Source organism: Micrococcoides hystricis (genome assembly GCF_042434215.1).
Lineage (GTDB): Bacteria > Actinomycetota > Actinomycetes > Actinomycetales > Micrococcaceae > Micrococcoides > Micrococcoides hystricis.
The window spans coordinates 44,802-58,365 of record NZ_JBHLUB010000029.1 but is presented as its reverse complement, the minus strand read 5'-3'; the positions used below and the strand labels follow the sequence as shown (position 1 = coordinate 58,365).

The window sequence follows — 13,564 nt, the reverse complement described above, 5'->3', positions numbered from 1 at the left end:
ATTCTCCATCGGTCCTAGCGGTAGCACCCTCTCAGTAGTATGAACTACCGGGGTTGCTGTGGCTTCAGCGAGCTAGGTCTCTCAGCCACTCTGGATGGTTACGAGTTCCATTGAAACACGGTCCGCGAACGTGGCCTAATCCACGCTCTTCACAAAAATTAATCTTTGCTGACCCAGCACACTAGTCCTCGTCCGAATACTCATCGAAGCGCGGGTCATGTGTCAGGTGCATTTGCAGTGTGAACCCGTGGCCGAAGTCGACGCTGACCGGCTCTAAGGTTTCCGCCACCCGTTCACGAGCCTCAACAGCCTTATCAATACCTGGCCAGCGTTCACGGATACTGCTGCCGGGTTCCATTCCGACCGCGAGCGCGATTTGCTCATCCGGTACTTCGTCTGCAGCGGCTTCGGCTACTTGCCAATACAGCACTGTCGCTGCGGCTTCTTTGAGCAAGTGCGCGATGTATAGCTGGGCTTCGCGCGCGGAAACCCCGGTCGACTCGTGCAGGTCGTACGCCATTTCGTGCATCCGCTGCACGTTCGGATCGAGGCATTCTTCTACGATCCGGTTCTTGAGCTCGAGCACTTTGGCGGTGTCGCCCAAGAGATGCTTCAGGTGATGTGGTTGCTCCGTGTGATCTTCGCTCATATGCCAAGTCTAGGTGTGTCTAGGAGGCAAAAGATAGAAAAGAGCTTCGCTCCGGGACAATACTGATGACCTTCCCAGCCATGTCGGTGTGAACATGAAGTCGAGTTTCATACACCGCAGAAAGGATCTCCGGGTCGCAAACAACCTGAGGTTTTCCGGCACTGACAACTTGTCCCTGTGCAAGCAGAATCAGCTGATCTGCGTAATGGGCGGCGAAAGACAGGTCGTGCAGAACCACCAACGCGGTACGTCCTTCCGTGCACAACCGCCTGATCGTCTGCAGGGTTTGTTCCTGATGTTTGATATCCATTGCGGCCACCGGCTCATCCAGAATGATGAGCGGGGTGTCTTGGGCTAGAACCCGGGCAAACGCGGCTCGCTGACGTTCGCCCCCGGAAACTTCGGTGATGCGTGCTTCCGCCAAGTGATCGAGCTGAGCTAATTGGATGGCTTGCGTGACGTTTTGCTGGTCCAGTTCCCGGCAGGGTGTCTTGGCCCAACATTGCCGACCCATTTCCACTATTTCCTCAACCGTGAAGGCGAAAGAAACGGCGGTTTCTTGGGCCATCACCGCCCGCTGTTGTGCCTGTTCCAGCACCGTCATCGAACGGAGATCGCGACCGAAAATCTCCACTTTTCCGCTACGGGGTTGGTCTTCTCCGCTCAGGACATCAATCAGTGTTGATTTTCCGGCACCATTGGGTCCAATGATGACGTTCAATGTACCTTTCTTCAGTTGCATATCAACACCACTCAGGATGTTTCGTCCCCCGCGTGTAGCGCTGATGTCCCAGGACTGTAGGGCAAGCTTTTCCATCACAGAACCCCCTGTTTCTTGAGAGTTTGGCGCAGCAGGATGAAGAAGACCGGCCCGCCAACCAATGCGGTGAAGATCCCAATGGGCATATCGGCGAACGGAATCAAGGTTCGGGCAAAAATATCTGCGCTCATCAGCAGCACCGCTCCGCCCAATGCTGATAGTGGCAACAAGTACTTGTGCCCGGGGCCAATCAGCAAGCGCAATGCATGTGGCACAACGAGTCCCACAAAGCTGATGATCCCGGCGTAGCTGACCGCAGCAGCTGTGACGAGCGCGATCGTAAGAATCGCCCCGACACGTACACGTTCTACGTGAATGCCCGCTTGTCTGGCGGATTTATCACCCAGCGCCAACACATCCAGCTTCCGACTCAAACCAGTCAGCACAAGGATGCCAAAGAGCACTACAGCACCGGCTGTACCAACGGCCTGCCAGGTGGCCCCGTTCAGGGACCCGAGTTGCCAAAAGACGATCTGTTCTCTGGATGTTGTCTCTGCCATGAAGGTCAGGAACGCGATTCCGGCACCAGCGACCGCATTGATAGCAATACCGGTCAGCACCAGGGTTAGCACCACGGATTTTCCGCTGCTGCGGGAGAGCATGTACACCAGCCAAGTGGCAAACACGCCACCAACAAACGCGCTCAGCGGTACTGCGAAGGCAAAGCCTTGGTCCCACGCGAAGACGATCGCCAAACTTGCTCCCAAGGCGGCACCGGAAGAAACCCCGATGATGCCCGGCTCGGCTAGTGGGTTGGCAAAAATCCCCTGCATGGCTGCACCAGCAATGCCGAGTCCTGCACCAACAATGATGCCCAAGAGCACCCGCGGAAAACGCACATTCATGATGGTGCTATCAGCCATTTGCTGGGCACTGTCTTGATGTATTGGTCCGCCAAACAGCCCGGTCACGCGCCGTTGCAACGCACCGAACACCTCTGGCATCGGTAGCTGATACTGTCCCGTGGCAATAGAAACCAGTCCAACACCAGCCAACAGCACTACGAGGACAACCAGTGTGACTGGGCGCCAGTATTTGCGGCGGTCTTGGCGTCGGGCAGCACCCTGCAGACGGGCCGGCGGCTGTGGGGTGCCGGACGTCTTTTGAGGGGTCTGCGTTGGTGGTTTGGACAGTGAAGTTGTCATGGGGCGTGACCGGATTCTTATTTTCCGGAATCGGCGGTAAAGGCCTCTTGGATGATCTTTTCCACCATGTCCGGGTAGCTAGGCCCGAAGGACAGCGACTGGCCATCGGGTAAATCAATGATGCGTTTGTTCTTGCCGGCAGGAGTCTGGGCAACTCCCGGGCGTTTGAGCAATTCTTCAATGCCACCGCCGGACTCTAGACCTGAGGACATGACGATCAATACATCAGGTGCCAGCTCGGCTAAGGCTTCCGCGGTGGCAGGCTTGTAGTCGGTAATCCCTTTCTCTGAGGCGACATCCTTAAGTCCTAGGGACGTGATCAGATCGTCAGCCCCCGAATCTTTACCAAAGATGAAGAACACAGATCCACTGCCACGGATGTAGAGGAAGGCAGCTGCTGGCTGTTTCTGAGTTTCTGCGGAGCGGGCTTTGATCTGTTCGGTGACTTGCTCTAGCCGCTGGGAAATCTCTTCAGAAAGTTCCTCCCCTCGGTCCGCCACGCCCATGATGTCACTGAGGTCTTGGATCATCGTGGGCATGGTGGCCAAGGTTCGTTTGGCGTCTAGGTAGACGACCGGGATTCCCGCGTCCGCCAATTGGGTGAGTACTTCTGGCGGGCCAAGGGTCTTATCCGCTATGACCAAGGTCGGTTGCAGGTTCAGGATTGCTTCAGCATTCAGCTGGTGACCACCGACCGTGACCATGGGAAGGTCAGCGATTTCCGGCTGCGTGTTGGAGCTGGTTCGCCCCACAAGCTTGTCCTGCTCGCCGAGGGCGATGATGGTTTCAACAAAGGTGCCGTAAATGTCCAAGGCAAGAACCCTGGATGTGTCGGTAATCTCGTGGGTTCCACCAGTGACGTCTTTAAAGGTGACCGGCAAAGCAGGTTCCGCTTTGGAGGAGACCGGTTCTACCGCCGGTACCGGGGCAATTGAAACAGGGCCACTGGGTAATGAGAGCGGCTCAACGGCGCTGGTAGACGGGGTCGGCGACTCCGAGCTGTGGGATGAAGCCGCCGACGCTTCTTCTGTCGCATCCGTCCCGGCAGGGATCGGAGAGGAGCAACTTGTGACGAGCAGAAGACTAGCTAAGATGCTGGTTCCGCCTACCAGCAACCGGTTGAGCCACTTATTCATTTATTACTGACCTCCAGCTTCGGTTTTGTTGCGGCGAGCGGCAAAGAATGCTGCCACACCGAGCAAGAGTGCCCCGAAACCGGTGGCAGCCAGTGGGGTTGCGCTTGCCCCAGTTTTGGCAAGGCCACCCTTGCCTGCGCTGGCTGCTGCGGCAGAGTCCGCTGGGACCATGCTGCAGCTGCCGCCTTCCCCGATGGACGCGGAGAAGGAGATTGGATCCATGACCTGACCTGCTTGGTAGAAGCCCGCGAAGGCGTCTGCGCCGGTCTTGGTCAACTTCACTTCAGCACCAGATACGCTGATCTTGTCATCGGTAACGGAAATCGGTCCGGAAATGGAGGCGAATTCAACGCCAGTAGCGTCTACGCCGCCTTGGCCTTCGTAGCCCTTGGAAGAGACGTCCCAGATCATCGTGGCGGAGTTAGCACCGTTGATCTTGATCTTCAGGTTGGTCATCTTCATATCTAGCGCGCCGGAATGTCCCTTGAAATGCAGGGTTCCGGGCAGGGATAGCACACCGGTGCCGGCGGTCTTGTCGAAGGTTCCGGTACCGTTGCTGAAGTTGAACGCACCGTTACTGTGGGTAACACCAGTCAGGTCCCAGTCGCCGTTGGCGATGGCACCACGGAGGTAGGCGGCAAAGGAAGACTTCACACCCCAAGAGGCCGTGCCGTTGACTAGTTCGTGGTCGGCACAAACTTCCACCATGTCGGTAGCGGTGGCGCTGCCGCCCCCAGTAGCCGTAGTAGCGGTTGATCCCGAGTTCGTTGCGCCGGTTCCGCCAGCAGTAGCTGCGACGCCGGCTGGGGTCTTAGCGTTTCCGGTCCGTGATGAACCTGTCTTTGCAGGTGAGCCGGTGGATGTTGGTGCTTTGGTCTTGTCAGCTGCTACTGGCTTAGTGGACTGACTGTAGGAAGCGGTGATAGACACTGGGTCCAGCGCGTTCTCAGCTTCGTAAAAACCACCGAACGCTTCTGCGCCGTCCTTGGTGAGCTTCGCTGCTGCGTTCTTCAAGCTCAGGCTGGACTTGGACACTTTCAAACTAGCCGCGTCCACGGTTGCCAAGGCAACTTGTTTGCCGCTGTAAGTTCCGCCAGATAGTTCCTTTGCGTTCACATCAGCCCGGAGTACAGCTGTTTTGCTTCCATCAAAGTGCACGCTGAAGTTGGTGAACGTGGTGTTAAGCGCACCGTTGTGCCCGGTGAAGTTGACACTGCCTGGGAAAGTAACGTGCCCCTTCTTTGTGGTCGGGTCAAACACCCCGTTGGCCTTAGCAAAGGACAGCGTCCCGGCGTTGTTCTTCCCGCCGTTGACCGTGACCTTACCCTTAGCGATCGGGCCGTTGATGTAGGACATGAAGGACTTCTTCACACCCCAATCAAACGTACCTGCGCTGACACCAGCTTCAGCAGATTTGGCAGAATCCGGCTTGGAAGTTGCAGGTTTAGTAGGCTTCGGGCTCTGGGTAGATGGATTTGGTGTGCTTGGCTTCGGTGTTGCTGGCTGCGTTGGCTCCGGCTCAGCCGGGGCTTCCGTCTCCACTGGCGCCGGCGGGCATGCAGACCCGAGCGCTCCTACCTTAGCAGTGAGCGTGATCGGAGCTAGCGGTTCATTTTCGGGATAGAACTCCGCCATGGTGCGCACGCCATCAGCAGTTAGATTCGTGGCGGCATTTGTGAAAGACAGGGTGGAAGTCGCCCGGTCCACTGTCATCGCGGAAGTGTCAATGGTGGCAAACTTAACGTCTTTTTCGTTGTAAGTCGTGGACTCATACGTCGCCATATTCAGGTCGCCTTGGTACTTGACGTCGGCGACGAAGAAGGCTTTCTTTCCGCCTTCAATCACGATTCGAACGTTGCTGAAGGTCGAGTCCAAGGTTCCACCGTGGCCCCAGAAACTGAACGAACCAGGGTAAGAGATGCTGACGTCATGAGTTGCAAATGAATATTCACCGCTGCCACCGGTAAAGGAGAAAACATGGTTTGTTTCGGTTACAGGTGAAGTGGTTTCCACTTTGCCGTTAGCAATACGCCCGGTGAGATACTTCATGAAAGATTCACGGAAGCCCCAATCCATCGTCGACTCAGAGATGACCGCGTCACGGCATTCTTGGGTGGCTGACGGTGGTAGCTGCGTATCCGCGGTGGCGAACGGAAGGGAAATCGGGGCGAGTAGTCCGGCGGTCAAAGCCATACTGAGCGCCAGCTTTTTGGCGCGGCTGCGGGTTGTCCCCTGGAGAGCAAGCGTCATGATGGACGTTTTTCCTTTTGAAATAGTGCGAAGTGTGACCAAGATTTCCACCTCAGTCGTTGTCGTTAGCTCCCACAGCCAACACTCACAATAAAGCAAGGCTCACCTAAATGCAATAACGTAAGAAAACATTGCGCTAATTGCTTCAGGTGCGCTAACTTGGTCACCAATCGACCGATTCTCTTTCGCAAGAACGCACGGAAAGACCTGTGAACATGCTTCCCTTCAGCGAGCGCCTCAAGCACGAAACCACTGCACAACACGAGGCTGCCGAATCCAGCGCCTTTATCTCCTCCCTCATGAAAGGCGAACGCGACGCCACGGACTATGCCCGATTGATTGGTCAATACCTCCATCTGTACCGGGCACTAGAGTTCGCGGTGGCGCAAGTCCGCCACCAGCACCCTGAACTGCATAAGCTGCTGGATCCTGAGCTCGAAAGGTTCGACCTCTTATCGGCCGACTACCGATCATTAGCTCAGGAGCATGGACTGGACATGGCCCCGGTTCCGACGGCAGCAACAGCCCAATATGTCTCCCGGTTACATGTGCTGGCGCAACAAGAAAATGATTTGGATGCGTATCGGGTTCTGGCGCACCACTACCTGCGCTATTTGGGTGACCTTTCCGGCGGACAAATTATTTCCGCACTAGTCGATCGGCACTATGGGGTTCCAACACAGCAACGGACGGCGTGGCATTTTTCCAGCATCCCCAAACTCAAGGCTTACAAGGATCAGTACCGGATTCTGTTGGCAGAAGCAGTCACTGAAATCCGCGCCCAAGATGCCCTCATTGTTGAAGCACAGTACGGTTTTGACCTGAACCGGGAGCTGTTCAACTCTTTGGATGAACGAAAGGAGCTGGCCCCGACACACTGATATAAATCTCACGCATTTCTTCAGAATTAGCTGCGTTCCCCTAGCCGTTTCGCCAGGTTCGTCATCTCAATTGGTTTACCCGGATTAGGGGATCACGCAGCTAATTTTGTATGCTCGCAGTTGTAACCATCCCGAGCGGCCGAGAGATCTGGCTTGTTGACGCCGCAGCAACCACCGCCCAAAAGCGCATCACTTCTTCGATGTGAACTTCGGTAGCGGCCGGTGCTACTGCCAGGAGTCGATGGAGAGTAATCATGACTGCTTCTGTTTCTGCACGCTCGATTTCCGCTGGGCTCATTGACAAGGTCGATCCCCGCAACGGCGAGATCAGCGAAGAGGACCGCCTCGAGTTCTGGGCGCAAGCTGCTGCCGAACTCGATTGGCATACCCCGTGGGACGACGTTTACTCCTTCACCCGTGATGAGGACGATGTCCCGCACATCCGCTGGTTTGAAGGCGGCAAACTCAATGTTGCCTACAACTGCTTGGACCGGCACGTCGCCGCTGGCCGCGGGGACAAGATCGCCCTGCACTTTGAAGGGGAACCCGGAGACCGCGAATCGGTCAGCTACGCCGAGCTGAACCGCCGCGTCAATCAAGCAGCCAATGCCCTCACTACATTGGGCATCACTAAGGGCGACCGCGTAGTGGTTTACCTGCCCGTACTGGTAGAAACCATTGTTATCACCTTAGCCTGCGCTCGGATCGGTGCCATCCACTCGCTGGTCTTTGGCGGGTTCTCAGCAGAAGCCCTCAAATTCCGGGTTGAAGATACCGGGGCCAAGCTGCTTGTCACCACTGATGGCCAGTTCCGTCGCGGCACAGCCGTCGCCGTCAAGGCGGCCGCCGATGAGGCCGTTTCTGGTGAGAACAACATTGAGCATGTGCTGGTGGTTCGCCGGACCGGTTGTGAGATCGACTGGACCGAAGGACGGGACCTGTGGTGGCACGAGACGGTCGAGACAGCCGCCGATGAGCACGAGTGCGAGTTCTTCGACTCGGAGACCCCCCTGTTCATCATGTACACCTCCGGCACCACCGGCCAGCCCAAGGGCTTGGTGCACACCTCTGGCGGGTATCTCACGCAGACTCACTTCAGCTACAACTACATTTTTGCCAACCCGGATGAGTCTCAACGGGACAGCGACGTGCACTGGTGCACGGCCGACTTGGCGTGGGTGACCGCGCACACCTACGAGATTTACGGGCCGCTGTCCTCCGGTGCCACCCAGGTGATCTACGAAGGCACCCCGACGACTCCGCACCCGGGCCGGCACTTTGAAATCATCGACCGATACGGGGTGACCAGCTACTACACGGCACCCACCCTGATCCGCTCCCTGAAAGGCGCGTTCCCCGACGGCGTCCCCGCCGAGTACGATCTGTCCACATTGCGGTTGCTCGGTACCGTGGGTGAAGCCACGAACCCGGAAGCGTGGAACTGGTTCCGCACCCACATGGGACGCGGCGAGACCCCCATGGTTGACACTTGGTGGCAGTCCGAAACGGGCTCGACGATCTGCTCCCCGCGGCCAACCGACGCTGACTTCAAACCCGGGTCAGCCACAGGCCCGCTACCCGGGGTCGACGTGGACATTGTTGACGACGCGGGCGAACGCGTGGCACCAAACGTCCAAGGCTACATCGTGGTGACCAGGCCCGGGCCGTCCATGGCCCGCACCGTCTGGGGCAACCCCGCCCGTTACCGTGACTCCTACTGGGCCGCATACCCGGAACAAAACTGGTTCTTGGCCGGAGACGGTGCCCGCTACGACGAAGACGGTGACATCTGGATCTTGGGCCGGATCGACGATGTTATTACCATTTCCGGACACCGCCTCTCCACCATCGAAATCGAATCCGCTCTGGTAGCCCACCCGGACGTAGTCGAGGCCGGGGTGTGCCCAGTCTATGACGAGAACACCGGCCATGCCGCCGTGGCCTACGTAGTGCTGAACCAGGCAACCGCGGAGGCCGTGAAATCTGCCGACTCGGCATTCATCGCGGTTCAAGACGAACTGACCAACCACGTGCGCAAACACATTGGTCCGATCGCCAAGCCCAAGCACATTGTCTTTGTCCCGGACGTGCCCAAGACCCGTTCAGGAAAGATCATGCGTCGACTACTCACCCAGCTGTTCGAAGGCAGCAAGCTTGGAGACACCACCAGCTTGCAGAACGAACCCTGCATTGCAGCGATCGCTGAGATCGTTGACTACCCCAACAACAAGACCGTAAAGGACTCATACCCCGTGTCCAAGAAATCAAGACCCCGGATGATCGTTCGCTAGACCTCAACGTCTCAGCTTTGCCACGATCACGCTAGAAAGGACAGTGCCTCCACATGTCATCGCAACGAAACTTCGGGTTCCGCACCCGTGCACTGCACGCCGGTTCGGTGCCCGACCAGATCCACGGCTCCCGTGCCGTGCCGGTCTACAACACCACCTCATTCGTGTTCAAGGACACTGATGATGCGGCGAACCTCTTTGCTTTGCAAAAGTACGGTTCGATCTACTCCCGCATTGGTAACCCAACGGTCGCTGCTTTTGAAGAACGCATCGCCTCGTTGGAGGGAGGTATCGGTGCAGTAGCCACGGCTTCCGGCATGGCTGCAGAGTTCATCACTTTCGCCGCACTGGCCCAAGCCGGGGACCACATCGTTGCTTCCGCATCCCTGTACGGTGGCACCATCACCCAACTGGACGTGACGCTGCGTCGCTTCGGTGTTGAAACAACCTTTGTAAACTCCCAAGATCCAGCTGACTTCAAGGCAGCGCTGACGCCAAAGACTAAGGCGATTTACACCGAGATCGTTGCTAACCCTGCCGGTCGGATCGCTGATCTTGAAGGCCTGTCCGCGGTGGCCAAGGAAGCTGGCATCCCATTGGTGGTGGATTCTACGCTGACGCCTCCGGCATTGATCCGCCCGTTCGAACACGGAGTGGACATCATCATTCATTCGGCGACCAAGTTTATCGGCGGCCACGGCACCACTTTGGGTGGCGTGGTTGTTGAATCCGGTCAGTTCGATTGGGGCAACGGGAACTTCCCATCCATGACCGGGCCTGTTGCTTCCTACGGCGGACTGTCGTGGTGGGGCAACTTCGGCGAATACGGTTTCCTGACGAAGCTTCGCTCTGAACAGCTGCGTGACATCGGAGCCTCGCTCTCCCCACAATCCGCCCAACAACTGATCATTGGTGTCGAAACGCTGCCGCAGCGCATGGAGAACCACGTGGTCAACGCTCAGGCTGTCGCCGAATGGTTGGAGAACGACGATCGCATTGCTTACGTGAATTACGCTGGTCTGCCTTCCCACCCAGACTACGCACGCGGCAAGGAACTGTTGCCTGATGGCATTGGTTCGGTATTTTCCTTTGGATTGGCAGCAGCTGATGGTTTGGACTCACGCGCATTGGGTGCAGCCTTCATTGAAAACCTGCAGCTAGCCTCACACCTCGCCAATATCGGTGACGTCCGCACCCTGATCCTGCACCCAGGTTCAACTACCCACCAGCAACTCACAGATGAACAGCTCGTCGACTGCGGAATCTCCCCCGACTTGGTGCGCATCTCCGTTGGATTGGAAGATTTGGACGACATTATCTGGGACCTAGATCAGGCCTTGACTGCGGCATACGAGCAAGTCCGCGCGACCACGGAACAGGTCACTGTATCGGCAGGGGTGCAATAAATGAGTTCTGAAACTACATCACAGCGTACGTGGACAGGCCCGACCGCACGGGAGCGACTGAATATTCTGCGCAGCACCAAGTCCATCGCGATTGTGGGTGCCTCCGACAAGCCGGCACGCGCTAGCTATTTTGTGGCCACCTACCTGCTGTCCTCCACTGACTACACCATCTACTTTGTAAACCCGCTCCTTGCTGAAAAGGGTGCAAAAATCTTGGGTCACAAGGTCTACGCATCGCTGGCAGATCTGCCGGAGGTTCCAGACATGGTGAACATTTTCCGTCGCGCGGAGGATACCCCGGCCATTGTGGAAGAAGCTCACAAGGTTGGCGCCAAAACCGTTTGGTTGCAGCTCGGGATCTGGAGTGAAGAAGCCGCCAAACTGGCTGAATCCTACGGATTGAAAGTCGTCATGGACCGCTGCGTAAAGATTGAGCACGCTCGCTTCCACGGCGGACTGAACCTCGCCGGCTTCAACACGGGGGTCATTTCCTCCAAACGCCAGCCATAACAAAATCATCGCCTTGTTGCTGGGGTGAACTCCGGTTAAGGATTCACCCCAGCACTCAAAACAACTGAATACGTAATTGCCCATCTAGAGCGGCCGAGAGATCTGGCTCGCTGACGCCGCAGCAACCACCCGAGACTTCGGGGGAGGTGCTCCCGCCAGGACCGATGGAAGGAACCACTGTGTCATTGACGCGCTCTCAAGTGGCCACCACCGTGAAAAAGCTTCGTGTTGCCACTTCCTCAACCCACCCACTCGCCTCAACCTCGACGATTCGTGGGCACCAAATCAGCCTCGATCAACCCGCAGTCGCTGGCGGATCAGACAGCGGCCCATCCCCCATGGAGGCTGTTCTAGCGAGTGTTTTGGGTTGCACCCAAGTCATTGTCAGCAGAACTGCTCAAGACCTGGGCATCACCGTTGGCTCGCAGCACGCCTACGCCTTGGCGCTCCAAGACGATAGGGGCCAACGCGGTGTCACCGGAGTTCAAACATACTTTGATCAGGTAGCACTGCAGATCGCCGTTTCTGTAGAAGCCGGCACCTATCCTGAATCTGCGCTCAAGGACTTTGCACAAGAAGTTCACCGGCGTTGCCCCGGCCTGAATCTCCTCGCCGATGCCAACGTCAAGCTTGATGTCGTGTGGGACTTCGCAAGTTCAGCAGATGCATCGGTTACCGAATACAGGCTCCACGAACGACTTGATTTAGAGGCCCGGGTTGAAGGACCGACAGCATCGCAGCTGCCTCACACGAGCATCAGCTTCGCGGCCGAGGAGGTTTCAGCATGACCAGCGTTGGACTATGGACCATCGGCCTTGCCGTCATTTACACCTTGGCATTAGTTGTTGGCAACCGCATCATTAATAACCCGACACGAAACGCGAATAAGGTCGGCTCGTTCTTTGTCGGTGGACGGACCTTCAAACCCTGGGTGATCGCTGCCGCAATCACCGGGTTGTTCTCCGGCTCCAGCTACATTGCCATCTTGGAGTTGTCGTATCGAACCGGGGTTTCCGCCGTGTGGTACGGAGTCGCCGAGACGGTACAAGTCCTACTGATTGCCATTTTCTTAGTGAAACCCATGCGGCAACGAGCGCTAATCACCGTTACAGGCATGATTGGGGAACGTTTCGGACGAGTCGCCCAAATCTCTTCCGGGGCAATCACCGCGATCACCTTCCCCATGTATTCGGTGGCAACAACCATCGCCTTCGCCTCCGCCTTGCATGCCTTTACCGGTCTCGACCTAGGTGTATCCGTTGCGGTGACGGCGTTGCTGCTTCTGGTTTTCCTCACCTCCGGAGGGATGCGGTCGCTGGCCTTCAACCAAATCGCCAATGTCATCATGTTCGCACTCATGACGATTGTCGGCATTTGGGCGATCGCCGTTGCTGCCAGCAACAACCCGTTAGCCGAGCTGCTTCAGGAACAAGCTGAACTCTTGACTCTGGGCAACGCTGGGACTCAGCTGATCATCGCGTGGTTCGCGACTTTCATCATCAATGTTCCGCTGGCCCAGGCCGCATTCCAACTAACAATGTCTGCCCGTTCCGCTGAGGACGGTCAGAAGGGACTCTACCAAGCTGCTGCCGTAGGCATCCCCCTCATCCTTCTAGGCGTAGTCATCGGAACACTGGCCGCCGTCCTCTCCCCTGCCGAGGGACTGCCTCTGGTCAATATTGCTCACTTTATGCAAGAGACCCTGCCGCCATGGGCTGTGGGAGTGTTCTTCGTTGGGGTCTGGGCTGCAGCGCTTGGTTGGGCAGGTCCTTGCCAGTTCTCGGGCGCCTCATCCCTAGGACGTGATGTGATCGGTGCTCTCAAAAAGGGTGCCTCTGAAGCCGACTTGGTGCGCTACACCCGGTACTCACTGATTGGCTTGACCGCGTTGATGGTCCTCTTCGGACTGGCACGCATGGAGCAGTCTGCATGGTGGAATATTCTGGCCTGGACGCTACGCAATGGCGCTACCTTTGCGCCCGTTCTTGCCGTCTTCTTCTGGCCACTTGCAACGCGCACCGCGGCAGTAGCTGCGGTCCTGACTGGCTTTAGCGCCGGTCTAGGCTGGTACGCTGCGGCCGGATTCTCCGCCACCGAGTTCTTCTTAGGGATCCATCCGGTATGGATTGGGATGAGCGCGAACTTGCTGGCTTTGGTCACTGTGACTCTTGTCCAAGCTCCGTGGCAATTGTCGACTAATGCAGGCCGAACTCGTGTTGGACGATTTTTCGCAAGCCTATCCGTTGTTCTACTGGCGGTTGCCATCTTCGCTGCCGAACAACTCCACGCCATTGGAGCGTTCGGTCTTGTTGGCCTACTGGTCATTCTGACAGCGTTTATTTCCATCGCATTCCACACTCAGCATGCAAGCCCAGGTTCCGCTGAAAAGACCCCAGATCCAGTGCTAGAGGGACAGGTCTAAACACAGCCGATTACAAAAGTAATGGGCCCATCAGCGATTGTGCTGACGGGCCCA

The 13,564-nt window shown here is 57.0% G+C and carries 11 protein-coding genes and 3 riboswitches; of the genes, 6 read left to right on the top strand and 5 right to left on the bottom strand.

The features are described from left to right. Positions 1–2: 2 nt before the first annotated feature. A riboswitch (SAM riboswitch) is annotated at positions 3–101 on the bottom strand. Positions 102–181: 80 nt separating this feature from the next. Genes ACFFFR_RS07190 through ACFFFR_RS07170 form a run of 5 tightly spaced genes read right to left on the bottom strand, consistent with a single transcriptional unit; the run spans position 182 to position 6,000 of the window. After that, entirely contained in the window at positions 182–649 is a 468-nt protein-coding gene (locus ACFFFR_RS07190) for a hypothetical protein (RefSeq protein WP_377459129.1), read from the bottom strand. Between the two features lie 19 nt (positions 650–668). Further along, positions 669–1,466: a heme ABC transporter ATP-binding protein gene (locus ACFFFR_RS07185; RefSeq protein ID WP_377459127.1), complete on the bottom strand. Its 798-nt coding sequence runs from the start codon at positions 1,464–1,466 to the stop codon at positions 669–671. Beyond that, a complete protein-coding gene (locus ACFFFR_RS07180) occupies positions 1,466–2,614 on the bottom strand; it encodes a FecCD family ABC transporter permease (RefSeq protein ID WP_377459125.1) in 1,149 nt (382 codons plus the stop codon). Before ACFFFR_RS07180 ends, ACFFFR_RS07185 begins: the two co-directional genes overlap by 1 nt. Before the next feature lie 17 nt (positions 2,615–2,631). After that, positions 2,632–3,750, bottom strand: a complete 1,119-nt coding sequence (locus ACFFFR_RS07175) for a heme/hemin ABC transporter substrate-binding protein (RefSeq protein ID WP_377459124.1) — start codon at positions 3,748–3,750, stop codon at positions 2,632–2,634. 3 nt (positions 3,751–3,753) lie between these two features. Further along, complete coding sequence (locus tag ACFFFR_RS07170; RefSeq protein ID WP_377459122.1) at positions 3,754–6,000, bottom strand: HtaA domain-containing protein; 2,247 nt, start codon at positions 5,998–6,000, stop codon at positions 3,754–3,756. A gap of 215 nt (positions 6,001–6,215) precedes the next feature. Here ACFFFR_RS07170 and ACFFFR_RS07165 point away from each other — a divergent pair, with 215 nt between their 5' ends. The 6 genes from ACFFFR_RS07165 to ACFFFR_RS07140 all read left to right on the top strand — a co-directional run bounded on the left by ACFFFR_RS07165 (position 6,216) and on the right by ACFFFR_RS07140 (position 13,510). Beyond that, on the top strand, positions 6,216–6,881 hold the full coding sequence (locus tag ACFFFR_RS07165) for a biliverdin-producing heme oxygenase (RefSeq protein WP_377459383.1): 666 nt from the start codon (positions 6,216–6,218) through the stop codon (positions 6,879–6,881). Positions 6,882–7,004: 123 nt separating this feature from the next. Further along, a riboswitch (SAM riboswitch) is annotated at positions 7,005–7,129 on the top strand. 6 nt (positions 7,130–7,135) lie between these two features. Beyond that, on the top strand, positions 7,136–9,172 hold the full coding sequence (gene acs / locus ACFFFR_RS07160; RefSeq protein WP_377459121.1) for an acetate--CoA ligase: 2,037 nt from the start codon (positions 7,136–7,138) through the stop codon (positions 9,170–9,172). A gap of 53 nt (positions 9,173–9,225) precedes the next feature. Beyond that, positions 9,226–10,578: an O-acetylhomoserine aminocarboxypropyltransferase/cysteine synthase family protein gene (locus tag ACFFFR_RS07155; protein ID WP_377459119.1), complete on the top strand. Its 1,353-nt coding sequence runs from the start codon at positions 9,226–9,228 to the stop codon at positions 10,576–10,578. Then, positions 10,579–11,088: a CoA-binding protein gene (locus ACFFFR_RS07150; RefSeq protein ID WP_377459117.1), complete on the top strand. Its 510-nt coding sequence runs from the start codon at positions 10,579–10,581 to the stop codon at positions 11,086–11,088. It abuts the gene before it with no gap. Positions 11,089–11,165: 77 nt separating this feature from the next. Next, positions 11,166–11,259: riboswitch (SAM riboswitch) on the top strand. An 8-nt stretch (positions 11,260–11,267) separates the two neighbouring features. Next, on the top strand, positions 11,268–11,876 hold the full coding sequence (locus ACFFFR_RS07145; protein ID WP_377459116.1) for an OsmC family protein: 609 nt from the start codon (positions 11,268–11,270) through the stop codon (positions 11,874–11,876). Then, positions 11,873–13,510, top strand: coding sequence for a sodium:solute symporter family protein (locus tag ACFFFR_RS07140; protein WP_377459115.1), 1,638 nt, complete (start codon positions 11,873–11,875; stop codon positions 13,508–13,510). Before ACFFFR_RS07145 ends, ACFFFR_RS07140 begins: the two co-directional genes overlap by 4 nt. The last annotated feature ends 54 nt before the right edge of the window (positions 13,511–13,564 follow it).